Source organism: Mesorhizobium sp. B2-4-1, from assembly GCF_006442185.1.
GTDB lineage: Bacteria > Pseudomonadota > Alphaproteobacteria > Rhizobiales > Rhizobiaceae > Mesorhizobium.
The window spans coordinates 324,805-350,009 of record NZ_VFVN01000001.1; the positions used below are offsets into that span (position 1 = coordinate 324,805).

Genomic DNA, 25,205 nt, shown 5'->3' on the forward strand with positions numbered 1-25,205 from the left:
GGGAACGAATGAACGGCGGCGAAGCGCCGGGGCGTCAACTGACGCGGTCAGTTTCCCGGCCGTGGCCGCGGCACCGGCACGCCGATCTCGGGCGTCGCGGTGAAGGCGTTCACCATGCCCGGCAGGCCGGCCGTGCCGCTGGCCGCGGTGGCGGGCAGCGACGGCGCCTCGGGTTCGGGCGCGGCGACCGCGACCGGTACGGCGCCGCCGTGATAGGTGGCGGCCTCGACCGAAGCCGGCCCGGGCGCGTCGAGCACGGCGCGGCATTCTCTCGGCAGGTTCGCCATGGTCATCAGGTCGCGCGCCTTGGGCGCATCCGGGTTCTTGTTGGGCCGCCACGGTTCCTGCGTGAACCACCAGGCCAGCGGCTTGCCGCAGCCGTCGTCGGCCGGGGTCGCTTCCTGCGCCTTGCAGTTGGGCGAGCCCGGCTGGCAGCCGATGCGCATGTGGAAATGATAGTCGTGGCCCCAGAACGGCCTGATCTTGCGCAGCCAGGAGCGGTCGCCCCTGACGGTGTCGCAGAGCTTCTTCTTGATGCCGGGATTGACCAGGATGCGCTCGACCTCGGGATAGCTCGCCGCGCGCTTCAAAAGCCGCGTATGCGCCGACGTCCACAGCGCGTCCTTCACCAGATGCGTCTTTTCGTCGACTATCAAGGTCGCGCTCATCGTCTCGCGCCGCGCCATCGACAACGGCCGGCTGGGCATCGGCGTCAGCCAGATGTCGGCATCGAGCCCGATCTGGTGCGAGGCATGGCCGGTCAGCATCGGGCCGCCGCGCGGCTGCGCGATGTCGCCGATCAAAAGGCCCGGCCAGCCGTCGGCGACGGCATCGCGCGACAGTTTCTCGACCAGCGCGATCATCGCCGGATGGCCCCAGCGGCGATTGCGCGACGGCCGCATCACCTGCCAGGTCGGGCCGTCCATGGGGATGGCGACGCCGCCGGCAAAGCAGCCCTTGGAGTAGAAGCCGAAGGATTGCGGGGCGGTCGCCGCCGGCAGTTTCTCGGCGCCGAAGAGGTCCCTGGCGCGTTCCTCGGCCATTGCCGGCGGCGCGGCGAGACTTGTGAGGGCGAGCAGGCCAAAAGCCGCCAGCTGTGAACGCTTGCCGAGCCGCATCGCTGTCTCCATGAACCCCCGCCGCAAACCCAAGCCCGAATCATAGCACGCAATGGACGTTGCTTCGATCGCCGGAGCGGTTCCGTTTCTCACAAACCGGTCAACCGCCCTGTTTTCTTTTCCGACGCATTCCGGCCCGAAACCGTGTCACGGAATGCGTCAGCGTTTCATCGGGCTGCGCGGCGCGCCGTCGCGCCAGTCGCCGCTTGCCCACATATGGTCGAAGGCGGCGCGGTAGCCCGGGAAGCGGAACCGGTAGCCCGCCGCCTTGAGCGCCGCGTTGGCGACGCGCTTGTTCTCGCCATAGAAGGACCGCGCCATGGGCGAAAGTTGGGCGGCCTCGAAGGGAATTTCGGGCGGCGGTGTGATGCCCATCAGGGCGGCGGCGTAGCCCACGACGTCCTGCGGCGGCGCGGGCTCATCGTCGGTGACGTTGAAGATGCCGCCTGTATTATCCCCGATGAGATGCCACAGCGCGCCGGCTATGTCGTCGCAATGGATGCGGTTGAACACCTGGCCGGGCTTGACCAGCCGCCGCGCGGTGCCGTTTTCCAGGTTGACCAGGGCGTTGCGGCCGGGGCCGTAGATGCCGGAGAGCCGCAGCACCGCCACCGGCCGGCCGATCTCGCGGCCAAGCCGCAGCCAGTCCTGCTCGGCCGCCAACCGCATCGCCGAGCGTTTCGACACCGGCCGGCATTGCGCCGTCTCGTCGACCCAGGCGCCGCCATGGTCGCCATAGACACCGACGGTGGAGAGATAGCCGATCCATTCGAGCGCGGGCATCCGCACGATCGCCTCGCGGGCGGCATTCAGCACGGGATCGCCGGCCTCCTCGGGCGCGATCGAGATCACCAGATGGGTTGTTGTCGCCAGCGCATCGCCGATTTCGCCGGTCAGCGCGCCATCGAACAGCAGCGGCGCGATGCCGGCCTGGCGGAGCGCCTCGAATTTCTCCGCGGAGCGCGTCGTGCCGCGGACCGTCGTGGCGGAATCACGGTTGGCGCGCGCAAAAGCCTGACCCGAATAGCCGGCGCCGAAGATGAATATCCGCTTTTCACTCATGCAGGCGCCCTGGCTGGAATCGGCCGCGCCCATTCCTCGCGCACGGCCGCGTCGCTCTCGGTTTCCAGGCCGGTCGCGGCGCGTTCGGCATATTCGGCCTCGGGCACCAGCCGCGCCAGCGCCCATATTGCCGCGCCCCGCACCAGCGGCGAGGCGTCGGCTAGCAAGGCGCGCACGGCGCCGGCAAGCGCGGCATCGCGGGAATTGCCGGCGGCGATCAGCACGTTGCGGACAAAGCGGTCGCGGCCGATGCGCTTGATCGGCGAACCGGAAAAGAACGCGCGAAAGGCCGCGTCGTCCAGCCGCAGAAGATCGGCCAGCGCCGGCTCGCGTAGGTCCTCGCGCGCGGCGAGCTTGGCCTCGGACGCCACCTTGGCGAACTTGTTCCATGGGCAGGCGGCGAGACAGTCGTCGCAGCCATAGATGCGGTTGCCGATCGCCTCGCGGAATTCATGCGGGATCGGCTCCTTGTTCTCGATGGTGAGATAGGAGATGCAGCGCCGCGCATCGAGCCGGTAGGGCGCCGGGAAGGCATGGGTCGGGCAGGCGTCTAGGCAGGCGCGGCAGGAGCCGCAATGGTCCTCCTCCGGCATGTCGGGAACCAGTTCGGCCGTTGTGAAAATCGTGCCGAGGAACAGCCAGGACCCGTGCTGCCGGCTGACCAGGTTGGTGTGCTTGCCTTGCCAGCCGAGCCCGGCGGCCTCGGCCAGCGGCTTTTCCATGACGGGGGCCGTATCGACGAAGACTTTGACGTCACCTCCCGCCCGCGCGACGATCTTGCCGGCGATTTCCTTCAGCCGGCCCTTCATCACGTCGTGATAGTCGCGGTTTTGCGCGTAGACCGAGATCGCGCCCCGGTCGCGCCTGGCCAACAGGTCACGCGGATCGTGGTCCGGCCCGTAATTCATCGCCAGCACGACGATCGAACGCACCTGCGGCCACAGGCTTGACGGCTCGCTGCGGCGTTGCAGCGTCTCGGCGATCCAGCCCATGGAGCCGTGGAACCCGTCCGCGACGAAGGCGGCGAGCCGGGCCGGCGCCAGCGGGATCGCATCGGGGGTGGTGACGGCGACCGCCTCGAAACCGGCGCGCCGCGCCTGCGCGTCGATCAGCGCGCGCAGTTTTGCGGCGTCAGAAGTCGAGGTCCGCATAATGCGACACCGGCGACAGGCCGCGCACCCGGTCGGTCAACAGCGGCCGGAACGAAGGCCGCGACTTGACCCGCGTGTACCATTCGCGCGCGGCAGTGTGCTCGCGCCAGTCGATCTCGCCGAGATAGTCGAGTACCGAAAGGGTGGCGGCGGCGGCGAGATCGGCATAGGTGACCCTCGAGCCGGCCAGCCAGTGGCGGGTGCCGGCCAGCCAGTTGGTGTATTTCATGTGCTGGCGGATGTTGGCCCGCGCCGCGCGGATGGCGGCCGAATCGGGCGAGCCGCCGCCGGCGGTTTCCGGCATGACCGGCTTCAGCACGCGCTCGCGCACCAGATGCCGGGTGACTTCGCTCTCGGCCTTGTGGAGATACCAGTCGGTCAGCCGGCGGATCTCGGCGCGCTGCATCGGGTCCTCGGCGAACAGGCGCTTGTCGCGCTTCAGGACGCCGCGCGTCTCGTCGAGATATTCCGAGATGACCGTGGCGCCGACGATCGGCACATCGCCCTCGGCCAAAAGGATCGGCAGCGTGCCGGCCGGGTTCAGCGCCAAGAACTCCTTGCGCCGCGTCCACGGCTTCTCCTCGATCAGCGCCAGCTCCTCGCCATACTCGCCGAAAGCGAGGCGCACGAACCGGCAGGAGGCGAACATGGGATGATGGAAAAGCGTCAGCATGGTTCCGCGATGATAAAGCGCACTGGTGGTTTGGATTTGAAGTTCCTGTCCCCTCAACGGCATCCGCGTTCAGGAACTTCAAATTCAAACCACACCAGAACTTGAAGTTGGCAGTGTGGCTCAGAATCCGGAATTCGCGCATCGCGCTCCTCCCGGGTGTGGCGAATTCCGGATTGCCACACTGGCGAATCGCCGGGCGCACCGGTAAGTCTTGGCCGCCCGGTAAGCGGGCCGTCAGGGTGTTGCGACCTATAGGGGGAGTTCGGCGCCATGACAAGCAAGCCCTGTCAGCCCATCCAGCGAATGCCGAGGTAGCCAATGGAAAGCCAGACAATCGTCGAAGCCCTGCTGCTCGGTCTGCTGGAGGGATTGACCGAGTTCATTCCGGTGTCCTCGACCGGGCATATCCTGCTCGCCGGCCACTTTCTCGGCTTCCACTCGACGGGCAAGGCCTTCGAGATCCTGATCCAGCTCGGCGCCATCCTGGCCATTCTGAGCGTCTATTTCCGGCGCTTGTGGCAGATGCTGCTCGACCTGCCGCATGACCGGCTGACGCGGCATTTCGTCATCGGCATCCTCATCGCCTTCCTGCCGGCGGCCGTCATCGGAGCGCTGGCGCATGATTTCATCAAGACCATCCTGTTCGAATCGCCGCGGCTGATCTGCATCATGCTGATCATCGGCGGCGTGGTGCTGCTCGCCGTCGACCGCATGAAGCTCAAGCCTATGTACCGCGACGTCGAACGCTTCCCGACGCGGCTTTACCTGCAGATCGGGCTGTTCCAGTGCCTGTCGCTGATCCCCGGCACCTCACGCTCGGGATCGACCATCGTCGGCGCGCTGCTGCTTGGCGTCGACAAGCGGGCGGCGGCGGAATTTTCCTTCTTCCTCGCCATCCCCACCATGGTCGGCGCCTTCGCCTTCGACCTGTTCAAGAACCGCAACGTGCTGACGTCGGCCGACCTGCCGATCATCGCCGTCGGCTTCGTCGCCGCCTTCGTCACCGCGCTGCTCGTGGTGCGCCTGCTGCTCGATTACGTCTCGCGCAAGGGCTATGCGCTGTTCGGCTGGTGGCGGCTGGTGGTCGGCATCGTCGGGCTGGCCGCGCTGATGATCTGGGGGTGACCTCGTCATCCACGGGCGAAGCAAGGAGCGCAGCGACGCCGCGCAGGCCCGTGGATAACGAAGGTGAAGGCCTTCGCGCGCCCCCTTCATGCGAACCTCCTGCGGAGCAGCGCACAAGTCCTGCGGATTCCAGAACACTCCGCTGCGTAAGCTCGCCCTATCATCCCTCAGGCAATGGCGTCCGGCGAGCCGCATCCGCCCCCGCGCACGCGGTCGGCCGGGCGCCCAACAAGAGGGAACGACGATGAAATTCATGCTGACCGACAGGAAACTGCACCCGAAAGCCAAACCCGTCGCCGAGGATTTCAGGAGCGGCGCCATCAACCGGCGCGAATATCTGGCGCTGATGGCCGGGCTCGGCGTCAGCGCCGCCGGCGCTTTTGCCCTGGGCGGGCTGGCGCCCACGCCCGCCCGCGCGGCGGAGCCCAAGAAGGGCGGCGTGCTGCGCGTCGCCATGAACGTCAAGGGTTTCAAGGACCCGCGCACCTTCGACGGCGTTGAAATGTCCAATGTCGCGCGCCATTGCAACGAATACCTCGTGCGCTGGAACACCGACTTCTCGTTCGAGCCCTGGCTGCTCGAAAAATGGGAGATGAGCGACGACGCCAAGACGCTCACGCTGCATGTGCGCAAGGGCATCACCTGGTCGAACGGCGACGCCTTCAACGCCGACGATGTCGTCCACAACCTCACCCGCTGGTGCGAGGCCGGCGTTGCCGGCAATTCGGTCGCCGCGCGCATGGGCGCGCTGGTCAATGCCGACACCAAGAAGGTGGTCGATGGCGGCATCGAGAAGGTCGACGACTACACGATCAAGCTGAACCTGCCCAAGCCCGACATTTCGCTGATCGCCGGCATGGCCGATTATCCCGCGCTGATCATGCACCGCTCTTATGAGGGCGATGGCGACCCACTGAAGGCACTTTCGATCACCACCGGCCCTTGCGAGCTGGTGAAGTGGGATGCCGAGACGGGAGCGGAGGTGAAGCGCAAGGACAAGCCCTGGTGGAAGGGCGAATTCTGGCTCGACGGCATCCAGTGGATCGACTACGGCTCCGACCCCAACGCCATGCTGTCGGCGTTCGAATCCGGCGAGATCGACACCGACCACGAGACCGCCTCCGATGCCGTCTCGCAGACCGAGCAGATGGGCCTGAAGAATTCCGAGATCGCCACCGGCTCCACCATCGTCGCCCGCTTCAATGTCGCCAACGCGCCCTATGACGACGTCAAGGTGCGCCGCGCGGCCCAGCTCGCTGTCGACAATTCGGCCGTGCTGGCGCTCGGCCTCGGCGGCCGCGGCAAGCCCGCCGACAACCACCATGTCGGCCCCATGCACCCCGAATATGCCGATATCGGCCCGGCCAAGCGCGACGTCGAGGCGGCCAAGAAGCTGCTGGCCGAATCCGGCAAGGCGGATCACGAATACGACCTCATCTCGGTCGATGTCGAATGGCAAAAGAGCACCGGCGACGCGATATCGGCGCAGATGCGCGAGGCCGGCCTCAAGATCAAGCGCACCGTGCTGCCCGCCGCCACCTTCTGGAACGACTGGAGCAAATATCCCTTCTCCTGCACCGAATGGCTCGGCCGCCCGCTCGGCGTCCAGGTGCTGGCGCTGGCCTATAAATCGGGCGCCGCCTGGAACGAAAGCGCCTACGCCAACAAGGAGTTCGACGAACTGCTCGACAAGGCGCTCGCCACCCCCGACGCCGCCCAGCGCAAGGAGATCATGGCCGGCATCGAGAAGAATTTGCGCGATTCCGGCATCATCATCCAACCCTACTGGCGCTCGGTCTACCGGACGTATCGCAAGGGCGTCGAAGGCTGCGAGCAGCACCAGGCGCTGGAGCAGCACTTTGAGAAGGTTTGGATTGAGGGGTGAGAGGCGGTCCGCGTCAGCGGACGAAAAGCCAATTGCTTGGCTTTTCGAGCCTCGAACGCCCTGAGCCTGCGAAGGGCTGGGGACGCCGACGCTGGTCTTCCCTTCTCCCCTTGTGGGAGAAGGTGGCCTCGCGAAGCGAGGTCGGATGAGGGGTGCTCCAGCTTGGCGCCACGTCAACAGCGAACCGAACCAGAAAATCCCAACGCCTCACTCCGCTGGAACACCCCTCAACCGTCTCGGCGCTGCGCGCCGATCCACCTTCTCCCACAAGGGGAGAAGGCAAGCTGGCCGCAACGCCGGCTTTATCCCTGCAACGCCGGCGATTGGCGAAAGCGGCGAAGACAGCATCCTTCGCCCCGTTTACGGGGAGAAGATGGCGGCAGCCAGATGAGGGGCGGCGCTGACGCCTGAGATTGAAGCGCGCCGGAAGGGCGGTGAGCCGCATCCAGAGCGCGAAAATGTTCGGCGCGCTGAGCGGGGTCTCGCCGGTGCGGAAGCCTGGGCTACGCAGTCATTGCCCAGCCGTTGATACTTTATCGTTGGCAGCGCGGTCTCCACACCAGTGACAGCCAGCACGCCGGTCATAGCGGCGCCAAGCGCGGGATCACCTGGAGGTGCTGCTAAAGGTGCTATTGCGTGTGAATCGGAACGCGAGGGTTTTGGGAAGTCGGTGTTACTGAGGATCTCCGCATCGGCATTTGGAATTGTTAAGCGTTCGCGGAGTAACTGACTCGACAATGCAAGGACGTTGGATCAGGATAATAATCCCAATATATACTTTGCGCACTCGCCAACGTAGCGGGTTTGGGCGCGATTCTCTCATCGCAGTATAAGGATTCCAGCCAATGGCAGGCAAGCGCCTAAACTTGGATGCGCTGATTAAGCGCGAGAACGCCGATACTGTCACCCATGGACCTGGAACCATCGGTCAAGGAGGGATTCCGGTTTCGGAGCTTGCGCAAGGGCGGCTGCATTTCAGTTTGCTTCGTAAGCCTGACTTCCAGCGAGTGACAAATGACTGGGATATCGACAACGTCGTTACTCTAATCACAAGCTTTCGTGACGGTAGCCTCATCCCCGCGCTGATTCTGTGGAAATCTGAAGCGGGGTATACTTTTGTCGTCGATGGAGCCCACCGCCTCAGTGCATTGATCGCATGGGTGAATGACGACTATGGAGCCGGACCGATTTCCAACAAATTCTTCGACGGCCGCATCCCACGTCAACAACTAGAATACCACCGGGAATGCCGCAAATTGGTGGCGAATGTCGGCACATATGCGGACCTCAGCAAAGCGCTCTCGGACGAGAATCCATCTCCGGAACGCATTCGCTGGGCGTCGAATATTGGCCAACCGCTGTACGCACAATGGGTTGTCGGGGACGCGGAAATCGCCGAAAAATCCTTTCTAGCAATCAATCAGAGAGGTATTCAAATTAGCGACACTGAGAAATATATGATTATCGCGCGAAAGAAGCCGAATGTTCAGGCAGCGAGGGCGTTAATCCGCGCAGCAACGGGCCACGAGTATGTTTCAGACTTCGATCTCTCAACCAAGCAGGCAATCTCAAAGGTTGCATCCAACACCTATGGAATAATGTTCGAACCTGAGAGCGCGGAGCTAGGGCAGTCGATCGAAATGCCGGTGGCTGGTAAGCCTTATACCGCCGAAGCACTCCGCATAACGCTGGAACTGATAAATTTCACAAACGACGTTGGTGCACTCAGAGCCCAAGAAGAGTTGCCGGACGATAAGGACGGGAGCCAGACCGTCCGGTTCCTCGAGAGAGCCTATGGCGTTGTCAAGTATGTAGCTGGTAGCGGTAGCGCTAGCCTGGGGCTTCACCCGTCAGTCTATTTTTGGGGTGCGGCAGGCAAGCATCACCCATCGGCGTTTTTGGCCGTGGTCAGTTTCATCCAGTATCTCAACTTAAACAAACGGCTTATGGAATTTTGTCAGCACCGAGCTATGTTTGAGGGATTTCTGGTCAGAAATCACTCGATCATCAAACATATTCTTGGCAAATTTGGCGGATGGACCAAGAGCGTCCCGACCGTACTGGCGATGTATAAGATAATTCTCGATGAGCTTCATGCGGGGAAGGATTTCGATCAAATCCGATCTGGAATAATAGCAGACCATAGATTTAGCGGTTTGGCCGAATTCATTGAGTTAGAGGGCGCGCCCAACAAGAAGTTCACGCGGGAGACCAGCCAGACGGTTCGCCGTCGCGAAATGCTTAAGACTACGTTGCGCTGTGCGATCTGTAGCGCTCGATTGCCGACCACGGCATTCAGCGACGACCACAAGAGACGAGTACAAGACGGCGGCCGGGGAAATGACGAAAACCTGCAGCTAACGCACCCCTACTGCAATCATGGCTTTAAGGAATATCTCGTCTCTGCAGGGCTGCCGTTTCCCGCCCGTCCATCTTTTTTAGCCGAAGCCGCCTAGCAGGCTGTTTCACAAAAGGAGCGAACTCGCTCTGAACAACCGTTCTAGCTTTTAGGCGTTGGTTTCGGACGATATTTGCCCTCAGGCGCGACAGGGGTGCCTGCCTTGCACCAGTCCTATCTCAATCCCCCATCTTCAGCGCCTGGATAAACGCCTCCTGAGGGATATCCACCTTGCCGAACTGGCGCATCCGCTTCTTGCCCTCTTTCTGCTTGTCCAAGAGCTTGCGCTTGCGGCTCACGTCGCCGCCGTAGCACTTCGCGGTGACGTCCTTGCGCAGCGCCGAGATGGTTTCGCGGGCGATGACCTTGCCGCCGATCGCGGCCTGGATCGGGATCTTGAACAGATGGTGCGGGATCAGCTCCTTCAGCTTCTCGCACATCTGGCGGCCGCGCTTTTCCGCAGCGGTGCGGTGCACCAGCATGGAGAGCGCGTCGACCGGCTCCTCATTGACCAGGATCGACATCTTCACCAGATCGCCCTCGCGATAGTCGGTGAGGTGATAGTCGAACGAGGCGTAGCCCTTGGAAATCGATTTCAGCCGGTCGTAGAAATCGAAGACGACTTCGTTGAGCGGCAGGTCGTAGGTCAGCATGGCGCGCTTGCCGACATAGGAGAGGTCGGCCTGGATGCCGCGCCGGTCCTGGCAGAGTTTCAATATGCCGCCGAGATAGTCGTCGGGGGTCAGGATGGTGGCGCGGATCCACGGCTCCTCGATGGCCGAGATCTTCACCACGTCGGGCATGTCGGCCGGGTTGTGCAGTTCCTTGACCGAGCCGTCATTGAGGAGCAGCCGGTAGACGACCGATGGCGCGGTGGCGATCAGGTCGAGGTTGAACTCGCGCTCCAGCCGCTCCTGGATGATTTCCAGATGCAGCAAGCCAAGGAAGCCGCAGCGATAGCCGAAGCCGAGCGCGGCACTGGTTTCCATTTCATAGGAGAAGGAGGCGTCGTTGAGACGCAATTTGCCGACGGCGGCGCGCAGGTCCTCGAAATCGGCGGCGTCGACCGGGAACAGGCCGCAGAACACCACCGGCTGCGCCGGCTTGAAGCCGGGCAGTGCGTGCGCGGTCTGGCGTTTGTCCTCGGTGATGGTGTCGCCGACGCGGGTGTCGGCCACTTCCTTGATCGAGCCGGTGAAGAAACCGAACTCGCCGGGGCCGAGCTCGTCGACATTGATGCGGGCGGGCGTGAACACGCCGGTGCGCTCGACCAGGTATTTGGCGCCGGTGCCCATCATGCGGATGGTCTGGCCTTTTTTCAGCACGCCGTCGATGACGCGCACCAGCACGATGACGCCTAGATAGGCGTCGTACCAGCTGTCGACCAGCATCGCCTTCAAGGGGGCGCTCGCGTCGCCTTCGCGCGGCGGCGGCAATTGGTGGACGATGGCCTCCAGCACATCGGGAATGCCAAGGCCGGTCTTGGCCGAGATCAGCACGGCGTTGGAAGCGTCGATGCCGATCACCTCCTCGACCTGCTCGCGGATGCGCTCGGGCTCGGCGGCCGGCAGGTCGACCTTGTTCAGCACCACGACGATCTCGTGGTTGTTGTCGATGGCCTGGTAGACATTGGCGAGCGTCTGCGCCTCGACGCCCTGAGAGGCGTCGACCACCAGCAGCGAGCCCTCGCAGGCGGCGAGCGAGCGCGACACTTCATAGGCGAAGTCGACATGGCCGGGCGTGTCGATGAGGTTGAGGATATAGTCCTCGCCATTGTTGGCACGGTATTTCAGCCGCACGGTCTGCGCCTTGATGGTGATGCCGCGCTCGCGCTCGATGTCCATCGAGTCCAGCACCTGCTCCTTCATGTCGCGCAGCTCCAGGCCGCCGGTCAGCTGGATCAGGCGGTCGGCAAGGGTGGATTTGCCATGGTCGATATGGGCGACGATGGAGAAATTCCTGATGTGGTCGAGGGGCGTGCTCATGCCGCGCGCTTTAGCAGGGGCGGCTTGCTGCGGCAAGGCTTGCGGCGCAAGGCGCCTCCCGGTCATCACAAAGCGGTGAGCCGCGCAGAAAAGCCCGAAACAGCGGGCGGGCGCGGCCGGATGCTTAAACTTTGAACGATCCTCTTAGACCCCGGTTTGCCGGCGCATGTTAGTTCCCCCACAGGTAAACCGTTTTTGGGGTAAGGAAATGCCGGGGCTTGCAGGAAGGTTCGCCCGTTCGCGCGGCGGCTCGATGATGCCGCTGTTCTTCATCAGCCTGGTGCCGCTGGTCACCGTCGTCGGCTTCTCGGTTGATTATACGTCGGCGGTCCAGACCCGGTCCAACATGCAGCAGGCGCTCGACGCGGCGACGCTGGCCATAACCACGCTGCCGAAGACGACGGCGCTGGCGGCCCGCCAGCAGATGCTCCGGGACATCTTCGCGGCCAATGGCGGGCAAGGCACCGCCACGCTGGTGAGCTTCACCATCGCGGCCAACGGCACCGCCACGGCGCAGGCCTCGGCGAGCTTCGCCATGCCGACCGACTTCATGCAGATCGCCAGGATCAACACCGTGCCGGTCGGCGTCACCTCGGCGGTCAACAAGGCGGCGGCCCTGGTGCAGACCACCTTCAAGATCGAGAAGGCGTCGGGCTGGTGGGACAAGACGATGTATCTCTACGGCACGCAATTTGGCTCGACCACGAAGCAGAAGCTGATGCAGATCAGCTATGTCTACAACAAGGGCGGCGATCCCAAGGGCTATGGCACCACCACCGTCTCAACCGTCAGCGGCACCACGCTTACCCAGGTGCAGCAGCAGGTGTGCAACACGACGACGGTCGCCAATTTCAACAATACGCCCTCTGGCGCCATCACCAGCACCGACGGCAACGGCGTCATGCGGCAGACCGTCTGCACCACCACGCCGGCCAACAGCACCGGCGCGGTCATCGACGTCAGCCAGATGGACCAGCTCTATCTCGAGATGGACGTGCCTTCCGCCGCGACGGCCAAACCGGCCCAGCCCACCACGCTCAGGTCGAACGACCCGAACACCTCGAACCGGCTCTATATCGGCACCAGCCCGACCGACATGCCCGAAATCGCCACGGGCCAGACCGTCGATATCTTCACCGCCGTGCCGTGCGGCCACACAGGCTACCAGGCCTGGGAAGACGGCGGCTCCGCCGTGCCGGCGCCTGTCGTCAACGCCGACTTCTTCTACACCGTGATGGGCAAATGCGACTTCAACCAGCGCCCCTCGCAAACGGTGCTGACGCAGTGACACTGCGGCTTCTTCCTTCTCCCCTTGTGGGAGAAGGTGGCCTCGCGAAGCGAGGTCGGATGAGGGGTGTTCCAGGCAACGCCAACGCCTCACTCCGCTGGAACAGCCCTTTTGCGTCTCGGCCTCGTCCCGTCCGCCGGGGCTATAGACGGATCGCAGCGTTCGACTAGTCTGGCGCCATGCCGCATCAACCCGTCACCCCCGCCAAGCGCAACTTTGCTCGCTCACTCCGCCGTGACATGACGGAGGCGGAAGACAGGCTTTGGCAGGAACTGCGAGACCGCAGGCTGGACCGGATCAAATTCAGGCGCCAGGTTCCTTTCGGAAAATACATTGCCGATTTCGTTTGCCTCGAAGCCGGGCTGATTATCGAGATCGACGGCAGCCAACACGCGGACTCGGATGCTGACCGGATCCGCAAGGCCGAGCTGGAGGCGAGGGGTTTTCGCGTTCTGCGCTTCTGGAACGACGATGTCCTGAAAGAGATGAATGCCGTTTGCGACACGATCATCGCCTATGTGCGGGACAGAAGTCTGCAGCCCTGGAGATAGTGGCGCCGTCTTCCCTTCTCCCCTTGTGGGGTCCGAAGGACGGGGCGGGACGCGTGGCTCGCCCCCGGGCGGTGGCCTCGCGAAGCGAGGTCGGATGAGGGGTGTTCCAGGAAACGCCAACGTCTCACTCCGCTGGAACACCCCTCAACCGTCTCGGCGCTGCGCGCCGATCCACCTTCTCCCACAGGGGGAGAAGGAAGAACCCGCGCTGGCGCTCAATCACAAACCGGTGAGCGCTGTAACGAAGCGATAATTGGCGGCGAAGTGGGGATATGAGCGGCGCATCGCGGCGCCGTCGCCCACGGAGCAATCCATGTCGCAAGCCAAACGTAGCAGGTTCCTCGCAGTGTCCAGCCTGGGCGCGCTTGCGCTCGCGGCGTCGGTCGGTGCGGCCGCGGCGCAGCCGCTTACCGTTGTCGAGCTGTTCACCAGCCAGGGCTGCTCGTCCTGCCCGCCGGCCAATGCCAATCTGATCAAGGTCAAGGACCAGCCTGGCGTGCTGGCGCTGTCCTTCAACGTCACCTACTGGGACTATCTCGGCTGGAAGGACATTTTCGGCCGGCAGGAGTTCACGCAGCGCCAGGTGAGCTACGAGCCGCCGCTCGGCCGTGACGGGCCGTTCACGCCGCAGGTGGTGGTCAACGGCCATGCCGACGCGGTCGGCGCCGCGCCCGGCGAGATCGAGCGGCTGATTGCGGCGAGCGGCCGCATCAAGGGACCGTCGCTGTCGGTCGATGGCGGCAAGGCCAGCATCGGCGCGGGGAGCGTGCCGGGCGGCAAGGCCGACATCTGGCTGGTGCGCTATGCCAGGGGCGTCGTCGAGGTGCCCGTGGCGCGCGGCGAGAACACCGGCCGCACCTTGCCGCACGGCAATGTCGTGCATGCGCTGAAAAAGCTCGGCAGCTGGACCGGCGAAGCCATGACGCTCGACGTGCCGGCGGCCGCCGATGGCCTCAGCACCGCGGTTCTGGTGCAGTCGCCCGGCGGCGGGCCGATCCTGGCCGCGGCCGCCGACTAGCTTAGCTCCGGGAACTTCCCGTTTGCGGGGAGAGACCATCAGAAATTGCGCAGCGCCGCGCCTGCGGCGCCGCAACAGCCGGCCGCCGCGTGGGCGCGCCACCCAACCAAGGAGACCATCATGACCGTTCTTTCCCGCCTGACGTTGCCGGCGCTTGCGCTCGCTTTGTGCTCGACGGCATTGCTGGCCGGCGGCATCGCCCGTGCCGACGAGGCCACCAACGCCATGAAACCCGCCGCCGACGCGATGAAACCGGCAACCGATGCGATGAAGCCGGCCGACCCGATGGCCACCAATGCCATGAAGCCGGCAGCCGATGCGATGAAACCGGCGGACGCCATGAAGCCGGCGACTGGCGCGATGAAGCCGGCGACGGATGCGATGAAGCCTGCCAACTAGGTCAAGCCGCGGCGGAGAGTTACGCACCCGCTGGGGCCGCACGAGAATGTGAGCCTCCGCCGCAACTCGCGCATCGCGCCGGCTCCGCTAATTCAATAGACTGGACCCTATGCAAGCCATGAGGAGTGCAACCATGACCGACATCAAGAACCGTTCGAGCGGCTTCGTCCGCGGCGCGCTCGCAGCTTTCGCGCTCGCCGTCGCGGGCGCCGCCTTCTGGCTCACCCCAGCGGTTTCGGCGGAGGATGCCGTGGTGATCCCGCCGCCGGCGCTGGATGAAAAGGCAGCGGGCGGCAGCGAGACGGCAGTCTTCGCCGGCGGCTGCTTCTGGGGCGTGCAGGGCGTGTTCCAGCACGTCAAGGGCGTCACCAAGGCGGTCTCGGGCTATACCGGCGGCGCCAAGGACGACGCCGTCTACGAGACCGTGGGCACCGGCCGCACCGGCCATGCCGAATCCGTCGAGATCACCTACGATCCCTCCAAAGTCACCTATGGCCAGCTGCTGCAGGTGTATTTCTCGGTCGCCCACAATCCGACCCAGCTCAACTACCAGGGTCCGGACCAGGGCACGCAGTACCGCTCGACTATCTTTGCGGAGAACGAGGCGCAGAAGAAGATCGCGCAGAGCTACATCGCCCAGCTCGACCAGGCCAAGCTGTTTTCCAAGCCCATCGTCACCACGATCGAAACCGGCAAGACCTTCTACCCGGCCGAGGAGTACCACCAGGATTTCCTGACGCTCAACCCGACCTATCCCTACATCGTCTACAACGACCTGCCAAAGGTGGCGAATTTGAAGACGCTGTTCCCGAAGCTTTACAGCGACAAGCCGGTGCTGGTGCTGTCGGCCAGCAATTGAGGTTCAGAAGCGGAGGCGCTGGCGGGAAGCGCCTCCTGCTGCCCTGCCGGCCAGAGGGGGGCGCGAGGGATCGCGGCCTCTCCTGCGAAGAAGGCTACACCCTCTTCCGCCACGGCAGGCTCCAGCGCGCCTTCTCCAGCGAGGCCTTGGTTTCGACCGTGGCCGGGGCGGACTGGGCTTCTCGGTATTGCACCGAGCCCCGCGGCGGATAGGGCAGGCTGTCGTTGAGCTCCAGCCTGTCGAGCTGGCTGAAATCGGGGAAAGGCAGTTTTTCCTCCTCGCGCCAGGCGCTGACCCGCTTTTCCGCGGCGATGCGCTTTTCCTGGTCGAGCGGCAGGTCGGCGGCGCTGTATTCCAGCTGCGCCGGGAAGGCGAACTGGGCGCCGGCCTCGTCCATCACCGCGATCATCGACAGCAATATGTCCTCGCGGATGGCGAGAAACTCCGAGCCATCCGCGGTCGTGATGTAGGTGAAGACCTCGATGTCGAGTGAATAGGGGCCGAAGCCGACGAAGCGCACGCGGCACGGGTCGTCGATGACGCGCGGATGAGCGATCAGGAGCTTGCGCAGCGCCGCCAGCGTGTAGCGCAGCTGGTCGGGCGTCGTCTCGTAGCGCAATTGCAGCGTGGTGGCGAAGCGGGTGCGGTCGCGATGGGCGTAGTTCTCGATCTGCATGCCGGCGAAGTCGGAATTGGGCACCGAGATCACCGTGCGGTCGACCGAGCGGATGCGGGTCGAGCGCATGCCGATATGCTCGATGGTGCCGGACTGGTTGCCGAACTTGCAGAAGTCACCGACGCTGACCGGCCGGTCGGCATAGAGCGTCAGGCCGGAAAGAAAATTCTGCAGCGTTGGCTGCGCCGCCAGCGCCACCGCCAGGCCGCCAATGCCGAGGCCGGCCAGCACGCCCTGATAGGGGATCGCCAGCACCTCGGCCAGGAGCAGGAAGGCGACCACCAGGGCGGCGATGCGCGCCACGCCGGTCAGCAGCGAGATCAGCGTCTCGTGGTAGCCGGGCACGTTGAAGGTGGCGCGGTAGCGCTCGGCGATCTTGCCGATCAGGTGCCAGACGACGGGAACCGCGCCGATCAGGATCAGGCTCCAGGCCGCCGCCTTGGCGGATGCCGCGATCACCTGCGGCAAGCCGAGCGGCCGCAGCGCAAACAGCAGGAACAGGCCGAGGAAGATCGAGCGCACCGCCCATTCGACGACGCGGAAGAAGCCGGCCCGCCCGGAACTCCTGCCGCGGCCGGCGAAGAACACGATCACCGCGTTGGCAAGGAAGCCGAAGGCGATGCCGGCAAGCCCGGCAAGCCCCAGCCATTGCCAGCGTTCGATCGGCCCGGCGCGGGTCAAAAGGGCAGGGCTGATCTCACGGGCAAGGCCCCTGGTGGCGAAGAAGGGATCGTTGCTGGCGAAGGCGGTGAATTCCGGCGCCACCGGCGCATCCTCGATATCGGCATAGAGCGTGCGGATGTTGGCCAGCGTTTCCGGCGTGAATTTCCACAGCTTGCCGCCTTTCTCCGTCCCCACCGGAGCGACGACGATGTTGCCGGCCGGATGCTCGAAATACACATAGGGCGTGTTGCTTTGGGGATCGTCGGGAATTTCCTGCCAGTAGACGTAGCCGATGCGGTCGATGACTTTCTTGAGATAGCTCTCGAGCAGAACCGCCTCGTCGGACCGCACCGCCGGATTGTAACCGCGCATGTCGAGCGCCGTTTGCGTCGAACCGCCATTCTGGTCAGCGATGCCGCCGAGCAGCATCTTGAACGTGTCGCGCGGCGAGGCGAGCTTGGCCGGATCGTCGACCATGTCGGGGGCTTCGCCACGCGCCGCCTGGAACTCGGCGAGCTTGGCCTGCAGCACGGCGAGCTGCGGCCCGACGATGAACCATTCGCCGGCCTTGCGGCGGAAGGTGACGTCGAAGAAAACCTTGCTGCCATATTGCTGCAGCCTGGCTGTCACCTCGTCGCCGGGGATCGCATCATGCGGCAGGTTCCACAGGCGCAAGGTGGCGTTGTCGATCACCGAAAACAGGAGCTTGGTGTAATCGGGCATGTTGAGGCCGCCGCGATCGGCCTCCGTGACGTCGACGAGGCCGGCCGCCAGCGCTGCAAGGCCCATGCCGCCGCCGGTGGCGCGCGGCACATTGTCGGCGCCGCTCTCGTTCATGGTCTGCAGGAATGAGCGCATCGTCGTCATCGGGCTGGTCTGGTCGACCTTGAGGGTCTCGGCGGCGTCGACGCGCACGCCCGTCCACCATTCGGCGGTGGCGGATTCGAAACGGCCCATGAAGCTGGCGCCGTCCGGCGCCATGACGAAGCTGAACTCGCCCTGGCGACTGCCCTCGAACCAGCGGCCGAACAGCTTTTCGCCTTCGGTCTTGGCTTCGATGCGGCCGCCATACAGGGGATAGACGCCCTTCACCTCGGCGCCGTCCTGCTCGAAGGTGATCTGGGCGCCGCCGCCGCGCCATTTGGTGTCCCAGACACCGGCCCAGTTGGCCGTCTGCTGGGCATGAGCGGGCTGAATGACAGGCAGCAGGCCGGCCAGCACGAGCGCGGCGATCAGCGTGACCAGGCGGATCAGGACCAGAGCAACCCCAGGAAAGCGGCGTAGCGATTTTCTTGGGAAAGATGCGTCGCGCTGCCGCGCCTGCGGATCGTGTTCTATCGAGGCAACCGGGACACCGCGCATTGCATTGCCCTTCTTCTCGGACCGCTGCCATCAGGCCGCAGCATGTCGCGGAAGGTTATTCCGCGTGAAGATGAATATTGTCTTTCCGGCAGGCGACAAGCGGCAGGCGGAGGCGATGATTTCGCGCCGTCGCCTGGCCCTTCAATCGTAGGTCAGGTCCGTCGCCTTGCCGCCGAACACGCGGTAGGCATAGAAGGAATAGAAGATGATGATCGGCAGCACGACCACGGTGCCGGCCAGGATGATGGCCAGGCTTTCGGGTGCGGAAGCCGCCTGCCAGATGGTCAGCCTGTCGGGCACCACGAACGGATAGAACGACCAGGCGAGCCCGGCAAAGCCCAGCGCGAAGATGGCGGCCAGGGTCAGGAACGGCGTCAGCGAATGGCGGTCGTCGGGCCTGGGCAGATGAGAGGTCTGCCGCCACAGCCCCAGGAACAGCAGCGCCGACACGATCGGCAGCGGCGACAGATAGAGCATTTCGGGCAGGACGAACCATTTGGCGAAGATGCGCGGGCTGGCGAAGGGCGTGGCCAGCGACACGGCAGCCATGCCGAGCGCGGTCAGCACCAATGTGGTGCGCAGCCAGCGCACCGCCTTCTTCTGCAAGTCGCCTTCGGCCTTGTAGATGACCCAGGCCGCCCCCATCGCGGCGTAGGCCGCCGCCAGGCAGAACGCCACCAGCACGCCGAACGCCATGCCCCCCAGGCCGAAGTCGAGGCCAAGCACATAGACGCCCAGCATATAGCCTTGCGCCAGTGAGGCGATGAGCGAGCCGAGAAAGAAGATGCGGTTCCAGCGATGCTTGCGCTCCGTCGCCACCTTGGCGCGGAAGTCGAAGGCCACGCCGCGCAGGATGAGGCCGACCAGAAGCACGAACACCGGGATATAGAGCGCGCTGAGGATGACGCCATGCGCCATCGGAAAGGCGACCAGCAGAAGGCCGACGGCCAGCACCAGCCAGGTCTCGTTGGCATCCCAGAACGGGCCGATGGCGGCGATCATGGTGTCCTGCTCGGCGTCCTCGGCCGCCGCGAACAGGATGCCGATGCCGAGATCGAAGCCGTCGAGAATGACGTAGATCAGGATGGCGAGGCCCATCAGGCCGGCGAAGATGAGGGGGAGCAGGGTCGGCCAGTCATAGGTCATTTCTCTCTCTCTCTCCTACTCGCCAGCCGCGGGCTGCGACATCGGCTTGTTGAGCACGCCCGGCAGCGGCGAGGTGTCGCCGTCCTTGGCCGCCTTCAGCGCCAGGTGGACCAGAACGCCGAGATAGGCGATCAGCAACAGCACGTAGAGAGCGAGATAGACGGCCAGCGTCAGCGCCACATGGCTGCCGGCCACCGGGCCGACGGCGTCGGCGGTCCTCAGCACGCCCGTCACCAGCCAGGGCTGGCGGCCGATCTCCGTCGTATACCAGCCGGCGAGCGTCGCCACCCAACCGGAGATGGTCATCGGCACCATGAGCAGCGCCAGCGGCCTCGGCAAGCCATGACGGCGCTTGAGGAAGAAGGCGGCCGACCAGGAGACGGCGAGCATCAACAGGCCGGTGCCGACCATGACGCGAAAACCCCAGAACACCGGGAAGACGGGCGGATGGTTGCCGGGATAGTCGTTGAGTCCCGGTACCACGCCCCTGGCACTGTGCCGCAGGATCCAGCTCGCCCCGTTGGGAATGGTCACCTCGAACCTGTTTTCCCTGGCCGCTTCATCCGGAATGGCAAACAGCACCAGCGGCACGTTGGGGCCGGTGTTCCAGTTGGCTTCCATGGCGGCGATCTTCTGCGGCTGGTGCTCGAGCGTGTTCAGGCCGTGCTGGTCGCCGGCAAGGATCTGGATGGGAATGAGGATGGCGGCGGTGAAGACGCCGGTGCGCAGCGCCTTCCACATCGATTCCGAGCGGTCGCCCTTGAGGTAGCGCAGCGCCGACAGGCCGGCGATGAGGAACGATACCGTAAGCCCGGAGGCGAGCAGCATATGGACGAGACGGTAGGGCATGGAGGGGTTGAAGAGGATCGCCCACCAGTCGACGGCGTGGGCGACGCCGTCGCGCATCTCGAAGCCGACCGGCGTCTGCATCCACGAGTTCAGCGCGATGATCCAGAAGGCAGACACCGTGGTGCCGCCGGCCACCAGCACGGTCGCCAGCGTGTGGATGCGGTTGGAAACGCGGCGGAAGCCAAACAGCATGATGCCGAGGAAGGCTGCCTCGAGGAAAAAGGCGGTGAGGATTTCGTAGGCCAGCAGCGGCCCGGCGATGTTGCCGACCGTTTCCATGTAGCCCGGCCAGTTGGTGCCGAACTGAAAGCTCATGGTGACGCCGGAAACCACGCCCATGGCGAAGGACAATGCGAACACCTTCACCCAGGTGAAATAGGCGCGCATCCAGGCCGAATCATTGGTCGCGTTGTAGCGGAGCTTGAAGAAAAGCAGCACCCAGCCGAGTGCGATGGTGATGGCTGGAAACAGAATATGAAACGAAATATTCGCACCGAACTGAATGCGCGAAAGGATGAGCGGGTCCATGGCGGGCTCCGGCTGCTTCTAATAAGCGGAGAATAGGCTTGTAGGGCCGGCCGGTCAAAGCGGCGTCCCGCCGCGAGGCGGAACGCCGCAGCGCCATGCGGCGGCAATGTCGAGAACTGTCAGCAACGGCATTGACTTGCGGTTGCATGCGGCGACATTCGTCCTATATCTGGGGTCCTCTTTCAAGCAGCCGTTTTCAGCCATGCAGCCTGTCATCTCCATTTCCGGGGTCACCAAGACCTACGCCACCGGCTTCAAGGCGCTGAAGGAAATCAATCTCGACATCGAGCGCGGCGAGATTTTCGCGCTGCTTGGCCCCAACGGCGCCGGCAAGACGACGCTGATCTCCATCGTCTGCGGCATCGTCAACCGTTCGTCTGGCAGCGTCACGGTGGATGGCCACGACATCACCAGAGACTATCGCGCCGCGCGCGGCCTGATCGGGCTGGTGCCGCAGGAGCTGACCATCGACGCCTTCGAGAGCGTCTGGGCGACGGTCAACTACAGCCGCGGCCTGTTCGGCAAGCCGGCGAACCATGCCTTTGTCGAGAAGGTGCTGCGCGACCTGTCGCTGTGGGACAAGAAGGACGCCAAGGCGATCACGCTTTCGGGCGGCATGAAGCGGCGGCTGATGATCGCCAAGGCGCTGTCGCACGAACCGCGCGTGCTGTTCCTCGACGAGCCGACGGCCGGCGTCGACGTCGAACTGCGCCAGGACATGTGGGCGATGGTGCGGCGGCTGCGCGAGGACGGGGTCACCATCATCCTCACCACCCACTATATCGAGGAGGCCGAGGCGATGGCCGACCGCGTCGGCGTCATCAACCGAGGCGAGATCATCCTGGTCGAGGGCAAGGCCGAACTGATGCGCAAGCTCGGCCGCAAGCGCCTGGTGATGGAACTGCGCAGCCCGCTCGGCGCCATTCCGGACGCCTTCTCGCACTACGCCCTGGAATTGTCGCCGGATGGCGGGCAGATCACCTACACCTATGACAACCAGAGCGCCCGGCCGGGCGTGGCGTCGCTAATCCGCGATCTCGAGGCCGCCGGCATCCAGTTCCGCGACCTGGACACGCAGAACAGTTCGCTGGAGGAGATCTTCGTCAATCTTCTGAGGCAAGAGCCATGAACCTGCGCGCGGTATGGGCGATCTACCGGGTGGAGATGGCGCGCGCGCTGCGCACCGTTTTGCAGAGCATCGTCTCACCCGTGCTGTCGACGTCGCTGTATTTCGTCGTCTTCGGCTCGGCCATCGGTTCGCGCATCACCGAGATCGACGGCATCAGCTACGGCGCCTTCATCGTGCCCGGGCTGATCATGCTGTCGCTTTTGACGCAGTCGATCTCCAACGCCTCCTTCGCCATCTACTTCCCGAAATTCGTCGGCTCAATCTACGAGCTGTTGTCGGCTCCGGTCTCCTATCTCGAGATCGTCCTCGCCTATGTCGGGGGCGCCGCCACAAAGTCGATCATCCTCGGCCTGATCATTCTGGCGACGGCCTCGCTGTTCGTGCCGCTCTCCATCCAGCATCCGTTCTGGATGCTGGCCTTCCTGGTGCTGACGGCGGTGACCTTCAGCCTGTTCGGCTTCATCATCGGAATCTGGGCCAGGAGCTTCGAGCAGTTGCAACTGGTGCCGCTGCTGATCATCACGCCGCTGACCTTCCTGGGTGGCAGCTTCTATTCCATCAACATGCTGCCGGGCGCCTGGCGCACGGTGACGCTGTTCAATCCGGTCGTCTATCTGATCAGCGGCTTCCGCTGGAGCTTTTTCGGAAAATCGGACGTTTCGGTCGGCATCAGCCTCGGCATGACCGTGGTTTTTCTGCTGATCTGCGTGGCGACCGTCGCCTGGATATTCAGGACCGGCTACCGGCTGAGGAATTGAGGGGCGAAGCCACGCTGAGCCGCGGTCAGAGCTAGATCGCCTTCACCAGCCGCAGCAGGCCCAGCATCTCGACATAGGTTCCCTTACGGAAGGCGACGTAGACCGGCTCCTCGATGCCGTGGAAACGACGCTTGAACGCCGCCTGCCCCTGCAGGTTGAAGCGGCGGCGGTTGACCCAGGGCGAATCATAGGCGCGCTGGAAGGCGTTGCGCCAGAAATCGCTTTCGGCGAATCCGCTGGGGCCGACGTCGACCAGCGGCGACAGCCCGAGCGTGACGACCGAAATGCCTTCCTCGCGAAAGCGGTCGACGGCGAATTTGGTCAGGCCGACCTCCGCATGCGGCGAGGCGTCGATGTGCTTGCGCTTGAAGGCTGTGGTGTAGCCGATGACCTTGCCGCCGCGAAACAGCGGATCGAAGTCGAGCAGGGCGACCAGTTCGCCATCGGGGCCGTGCAGCACGAAGCGGCGCATGTCGACGCCCACATGATCGGCGAAGTGCCGGTTGAGGAAGCCCATTTCCCAACGCTTGACGATGCGGTCGCCGCGCCAGTTCGCCGAAAGCCGGGAGATCTCGTCGAGAAAGATCGTCCGCTTGTCCTCGGCGAACGAAAAGCCCTTCTTCAACAGCCAGCGCTCGGAGTAGCGCACGGTTTCGTTGCGCTTGCCGGAAAAATCGTGTTCGGGCAGCGGCAGACGGGTGTCGATGCCCAGCCGGTTGACCTTGTAGCCGAGCCCGGCCAGCACCCGCGCCGACTGTTCGCCGATCTGCACGAACCAGGGGCTGCCGGCGGTCTCGACGAAGCGCCTGATGTAGTCGGCCCGATGGGCCGGATCGGCGACCGGGTCGCCGAGCGCGAAATGATGCTTCATCTTGGTGCCGAAAGCGATGTAGCCGTCGGCATCGCCGAAATAGGAGAGCCTGCCTTGCACGGCGGAGGAGTAGGCGAGTGAGAAGTCGCCGTGGCGGCGCACCAGCGCCAGCCGTTCGGCATGGGTGAACGCCTGGCGCTCGACCTTTGGCGAGGCACGCTCGAGGATTTTGTCGAGATAGATCCGCAAGGAGGGCATGGGTCGAGATTCCGCGTGCATCTGCGGCGCGCACCCGGGTACGCTATACGCCGTGGCGCCTTGATTTTGCACAGGAAGCCGAAAAAAGCGTTTCGAGGACTTCGGATTCCTGTACCGGTAACAGAGATCCGCCAGCCCCCGGATCTCGAATCAATCACATTGCCGCGACCTGATTATCGCCGATCTCGCGTATATGCCATATAGGACGCAACCGCGGTGCGGCGCATGGCCTCGAAATCCGGGGCCGATCTGCTGTATGGATCATGCGCGGGAGGGCGTTCTGCCGGTGTCGGCGGAAGCGCCACAAGGGTGGAATGGGGTTCGTGAGCGAATGGCAGATACGACAATCAGACCGGCAGCGCACCAGACGGTAACCATCGAACCGGCGATCGTCATCGGCGCCGGCGCCGCCGGTCTCGCGGCAGCGCAGGCCTTGGTAAAGGCCGGCGTGGCGACGGCGATCCTGGAAAAGGAGAGCCGGCTGGCGGAGCCATGGCATCGGCGTCACCAGCAGCTGCGCCTCAATACTCACCGCGACCTTTCGGCACTTCCCGGCCTTGCCTATCCGAAGGGCACGCTCGCCTTCCCCCACAGAACCGCCGTCATCCGCTATCTGAACGATTTCAGCGAGGCGAACCGGCTGCCGGTGGAGCTCGGCGTCGCCGTCGAGGCGGTCCTGTTCAGGGGCGACCACTGGGCGATAGAGACCAGCGCCGGGATGCGCCTAGCGCGCCACGTCGTGATCGCCACCGGCCGCGACAGACAGCCGTTCATCCCCGACTGGAAAGGAATGCGGGATTTCGCCGGCCGCATCATCCATTCGGCGGATTTCGGCGACGCGAAGGACTATGCCGGCAAGAAGGTGCTGGTCGTCGGCGCCGGCAACTCGGGTATAGACGCGCTCAACCACCTGGCGCAGGCAGGCACCGCCTCGCTGTGGCTGTCGGCCCGCAACGGTCCGTCGGTCCTGCCCAAGCGCATCGGCAAGATTGCCGTGCACCGGCTGTCGCCGCTGATGGCGCGGTTGCCTTTGCGGGTCGCCGATGCGGTGATCGCCTTGACGCAGCGGCTGGTTTTCGGCGACCTGACGAAATTCGGCGTGCCGCCGGCACCGGTGGGCGGCGCCAGCCGCCTGACCACCGACTACACAGCGATCGCCGCCGACGAGGGCGCGATCGACGCCATCCGCTCGGGCAGGATCACCGTCGTGCCGGGGGTGCGGGAATTCACCCGCGACGGCGTCATCCTGGCCAATGGCAGCCTGATCGATCCCGACATCGTCATTGCCGCGACGGGCTACCGCACCGGGCTTGAGCAGATGGTCGGCGATCTCGGCGTGCTCGACGGCAAGGGCGTTCCGCTGTTCAATGGCGGGGATGCCGATCCGAAACTGCCTGGCCTCTGGTTCACCGGCATGCGGCCGAGCATCCGCGGCTGCTTCGCCAACGCCGCCATTCAGGCCAAGGCGATCGCCGAGCGGATTGCCCGGCGGATCGCCAATTCCGGCCCCTGA

General features: G+C 64.5%; 20 protein-coding genes. 11 read left to right on the forward strand and 9 right to left on the reverse strand.

The genetic code is table 11. The features are described from left to right. Positions 1-47: 47 nt before the first annotated feature. The 4 genes from mepA to FJ949_RS01670 form a co-directional block, all read right to left on the reverse strand. Positions 48-1,130: a penicillin-insensitive murein endopeptidase gene (gene mepA / locus FJ949_RS01655; protein WP_140491705.1), complete on the reverse strand. Its 1,083-nt coding sequence runs from the start codon at positions 1,128-1,130 to the stop codon at positions 48-50. A gap of 147 nt (positions 1,131-1,277) precedes the next feature. Next, a complete protein-coding gene (locus FJ949_RS01660; RefSeq protein ID WP_140491707.1) occupies positions 1,278-2,180 on the reverse strand; it encodes an SDR family oxidoreductase in 903 nt (300 codons plus the stop codon). After that, complete coding sequence (gene queG / locus FJ949_RS01665; RefSeq protein ID WP_140491709.1) at positions 2,177-3,331, reverse strand: tRNA epoxyqueuosine(34) reductase QueG; 1,155 nt, start codon at positions 3,329-3,331, stop codon at positions 2,177-2,179. Before queG ends, FJ949_RS01660 begins: the two co-directional genes overlap by 4 nt. Continuing rightward, a complete protein-coding gene (locus tag FJ949_RS01670; RefSeq protein ID WP_140491712.1) occupies positions 3,312-4,004 on the reverse strand; it encodes a glutathione S-transferase family protein in 693 nt (230 codons plus the stop codon). The genes queG and FJ949_RS01670 overlap by 20 nt, the downstream gene beginning before the upstream one ends. Before the next feature lie 318 nt (positions 4,005-4,322). Between FJ949_RS01670 and FJ949_RS01675 the strand changes: the two genes are divergently transcribed. The 3 genes from FJ949_RS01675 (at position 4,323) to FJ949_RS01690 (ending at position 9,470) form a co-directional block, all read left to right on the forward strand. Beyond that, positions 4,323-5,129, forward strand: coding sequence for an undecaprenyl-diphosphate phosphatase (locus FJ949_RS01675; RefSeq protein ID WP_140491714.1), 807 nt, complete (start codon positions 4,323-4,325; stop codon positions 5,127-5,129). 244 nt (positions 5,130-5,373) lie between these two features. Then, a complete protein-coding gene (locus FJ949_RS01680) occupies positions 5,374-7,014 on the forward strand; it encodes an ABC transporter substrate-binding protein (protein WP_140491716.1) in 1,641 nt (546 codons plus the stop codon). Between the two features lie 845 nt (positions 7,015-7,859). Further along, a complete protein-coding gene (locus tag FJ949_RS01690) occupies positions 7,860-9,470 on the forward strand; it encodes a DUF262 domain-containing protein (protein ID WP_140491720.1) in 1,611 nt (536 codons plus the stop codon). Between the two features lie 121 nt (positions 9,471-9,591). Here FJ949_RS01690 and lepA read toward each other — a convergent pair whose 3' ends face one another. Continuing rightward, positions 9,592-11,397: a translation elongation factor 4 gene (gene lepA, locus FJ949_RS01695; RefSeq protein WP_140491722.1), complete on the reverse strand. Its 1,806-nt coding sequence runs from the start codon at positions 11,395-11,397 to the stop codon at positions 9,592-9,594. 208 nt (positions 11,398-11,605) lie between these two features. Between lepA and FJ949_RS01700 the strand changes: the two genes are divergently transcribed. The 5 genes from FJ949_RS01700 to msrA all read left to right on the forward strand — a co-directional run bounded on the left by FJ949_RS01700 (position 11,606) and on the right by msrA (position 15,512). Then, on the forward strand, positions 11,606-12,685 hold the full coding sequence (locus FJ949_RS01700; RefSeq protein ID WP_140491724.1) for a TadE/TadG family type IV pilus assembly protein: 1,080 nt from the start codon (positions 11,606-11,608) through the stop codon (positions 12,683-12,685). Positions 12,686-12,864: 179 nt separating this feature from the next. Further along, entirely contained in the window at positions 12,865-13,236 is a 372-nt protein-coding gene (locus FJ949_RS01705; RefSeq protein WP_140491726.1) for an endonuclease domain-containing protein, read from the forward strand. A 313-nt stretch (positions 13,237-13,549) separates the two neighbouring features. After that, positions 13,550-14,254: a DUF1223 domain-containing protein gene (locus tag FJ949_RS01710; RefSeq protein ID WP_140491728.1), complete on the forward strand. Its 705-nt coding sequence runs from the start codon at positions 13,550-13,552 to the stop codon at positions 14,252-14,254. Positions 14,255-14,374: 120 nt separating this feature from the next. Next, a complete protein-coding gene (locus FJ949_RS01715; protein WP_140491730.1) occupies positions 14,375-14,653 on the forward strand; it encodes a hypothetical protein in 279 nt (92 codons plus the stop codon). Positions 14,654-14,786: 133 nt separating this feature from the next. Next, entirely contained in the window at positions 14,787-15,512 is a 726-nt protein-coding gene (gene msrA, locus FJ949_RS01720) for a peptide-methionine (S)-S-oxide reductase MsrA (protein ID WP_140491732.1), read from the forward strand. A 94-nt stretch (positions 15,513-15,606) separates the two neighbouring features. Here msrA and FJ949_RS01725 read toward each other — a convergent pair whose 3' ends face one another. The 3 genes from FJ949_RS01725 to FJ949_RS01735 form a co-directional block, all read right to left on the reverse strand. Further along, positions 15,607-18,213 (reverse strand): mechanosensitive ion channel family protein, encoded by a 2,607-nt coding sequence (locus FJ949_RS01725; protein WP_140491734.1) that lies wholly within the window; start codon positions 18,211-18,213, stop codon positions 15,607-15,609. A 141-nt stretch (positions 18,214-18,354) separates the two neighbouring features. Beyond that, entirely contained in the window at positions 18,355-19,359 is a 1,005-nt protein-coding gene (locus tag FJ949_RS01730; RefSeq protein ID WP_140491735.1) for a cytochrome d ubiquinol oxidase subunit II, read from the reverse strand. Between the two features lie 15 nt (positions 19,360-19,374). Then, the gene (locus tag FJ949_RS01735) at positions 19,375-20,736 is read right to left on the reverse strand and encodes a cytochrome ubiquinol oxidase subunit I (protein WP_140491737.1); all 1,362 of its coding nucleotides are present in this window, start codon (positions 20,734-20,736) and stop codon (positions 19,375-19,377) included. 202 nt (positions 20,737-20,938) lie between these two features. Between FJ949_RS01735 and FJ949_RS01740 the strand changes: the two genes are divergently transcribed. Together FJ949_RS01740 and FJ949_RS01745 are read left to right on the forward strand one after the other, a co-directional pair. Continuing rightward, positions 20,939-21,865: an ABC transporter ATP-binding protein gene (locus FJ949_RS01740; RefSeq protein WP_140491739.1), complete on the forward strand. Its 927-nt coding sequence runs from the start codon at positions 20,939-20,941 to the stop codon at positions 21,863-21,865. Continuing rightward, positions 21,862-22,623 (forward strand): ABC transporter permease, encoded by a 762-nt coding sequence (locus FJ949_RS01745; RefSeq protein WP_140491741.1) that lies wholly within the window; start codon positions 21,862-21,864, stop codon positions 22,621-22,623. The genes FJ949_RS01740 and FJ949_RS01745 overlap by 4 nt, the downstream gene beginning before the upstream one ends. A gap of 31 nt (positions 22,624-22,654) precedes the next feature. Here FJ949_RS01745 and FJ949_RS01750 read toward each other — a convergent pair whose 3' ends face one another. Next, positions 22,655-23,692 carry a phosphatidylglycerol lysyltransferase domain-containing protein gene (locus FJ949_RS01750; protein ID WP_140491743.1) on the reverse strand — a complete coding sequence of 346 codons (1,038 nt, stop codon included), beginning with the start codon at positions 23,690-23,692 and terminating at the stop codon, positions 22,655-22,657. A 331-nt stretch (positions 23,693-24,023) separates the two neighbouring features. Between FJ949_RS01750 and FJ949_RS01755 the strand changes: the two genes are divergently transcribed. Beyond that, positions 24,024-25,205, forward strand: coding sequence for an NAD(P)/FAD-dependent oxidoreductase (locus FJ949_RS01755; RefSeq protein ID WP_140491745.1), 1,182 nt, complete (start codon positions 24,024-24,026; stop codon positions 25,203-25,205).

What these genes read in the sequence shown, in the direction of transcription:
- FJ949_RS01755 (WP_140491745.1), top strand. Translation starts at nt 24,024, where the DNA reads ATGGCAGATACGACAATCAGACCGGCAGCGCACCAGACGGTAACCATC.
- FJ949_RS01715 (WP_140491730.1), top strand. Translation starts at nt 14,375, where the DNA reads ATGACCGTTCTTTCCCGCCTGACGTTGCCGGCGCTTGCGCTCGCTTTG.
- queG (WP_140491709.1), bottom strand. Translation starts at nt 3,331, where the DNA reads ATGCGGACCTCGACTTCTGACGCCGCAAAACTGCGCGCGCTGATCGAC.
- FJ949_RS01660 (WP_140491707.1), bottom strand. Translation starts at nt 2,180, where the DNA reads ATGAGTGAAAAGCGGATATTCATCTTCGGCGCCGGCTATTCGGGTCAG.
- msrA (WP_140491732.1), top strand. Translation starts at nt 14,787, where the DNA reads ATGACCGACATCAAGAACCGTTCGAGCGGCTTCGTCCGCGGCGCGCTC.
- FJ949_RS01675 (WP_140491714.1), top strand. Translation starts at nt 4,323, where the DNA reads ATGGAAAGCCAGACAATCGTCGAAGCCCTGCTGCTCGGTCTGCTGGAG.
- FJ949_RS01705 (WP_140491726.1), top strand. Translation starts at nt 12,865, where the DNA reads ATGCCGCATCAACCCGTCACCCCCGCCAAGCGCAACTTTGCTCGCTCA.
- FJ949_RS01670 (WP_140491712.1), bottom strand. Translation starts at nt 4,004, where the DNA reads ATGCTGACGCTTTTCCATCATCCCATGTTCGCCTCCTGCCGGTTCGTG.
- lepA (WP_140491722.1), bottom strand. Translation starts at nt 11,397, where the DNA reads ATGAGCACGCCCCTCGACCACATCAGGAATTTCTCCATCGTCGCCCAT.
- FJ949_RS01730 (WP_140491735.1), bottom strand. Translation starts at nt 19,359, where the DNA reads ATGACCTATGACTGGCCGACCCTGCTCCCCCTCATCTTCGCCGGCCTG.
- FJ949_RS01750 (WP_140491743.1), bottom strand. Translation starts at nt 23,692, where the DNA reads ATGCCCTCCTTGCGGATCTATCTCGACAAAATCCTCGAGCGTGCCTCG.
- FJ949_RS01735 (WP_140491737.1), bottom strand. Translation starts at nt 20,736, where the DNA reads ATGGACCCGCTCATCCTTTCGCGCATTCAGTTCGGTGCGAATATTTCG.
- FJ949_RS01740 (WP_140491739.1), top strand. Translation starts at nt 20,939, where the DNA reads ATGCAGCCTGTCATCTCCATTTCCGGGGTCACCAAGACCTACGCCACC.
- FJ949_RS01725 (WP_140491734.1), bottom strand. Translation starts at nt 18,213, where the DNA reads ATGCGCGGTGTCCCGGTTGCCTCGATAGAACACGATCCGCAGGCGCGG.
- mepA (WP_140491705.1), bottom strand. Translation starts at nt 1,130, where the DNA reads ATGGAGACAGCGATGCGGCTCGGCAAGCGTTCACAGCTGGCGGCTTTT.
- FJ949_RS01700 (WP_140491724.1), top strand. Translation starts at nt 11,606, where the DNA reads ATGCCGGGGCTTGCAGGAAGGTTCGCCCGTTCGCGCGGCGGCTCGATG.
- FJ949_RS01710 (WP_140491728.1), top strand. Translation starts at nt 13,550, where the DNA reads ATGTCGCAAGCCAAACGTAGCAGGTTCCTCGCAGTGTCCAGCCTGGGC.
- FJ949_RS01680 (WP_140491716.1), top strand. Translation starts at nt 5,374, where the DNA reads ATGAAATTCATGCTGACCGACAGGAAACTGCACCCGAAAGCCAAACCC.
- FJ949_RS01690 (WP_140491720.1), top strand. Translation starts at nt 7,860, where the DNA reads ATGGCAGGCAAGCGCCTAAACTTGGATGCGCTGATTAAGCGCGAGAAC.
- FJ949_RS01745 (WP_140491741.1), top strand. Translation starts at nt 21,862, where the DNA reads ATGAACCTGCGCGCGGTATGGGCGATCTACCGGGTGGAGATGGCGCGC.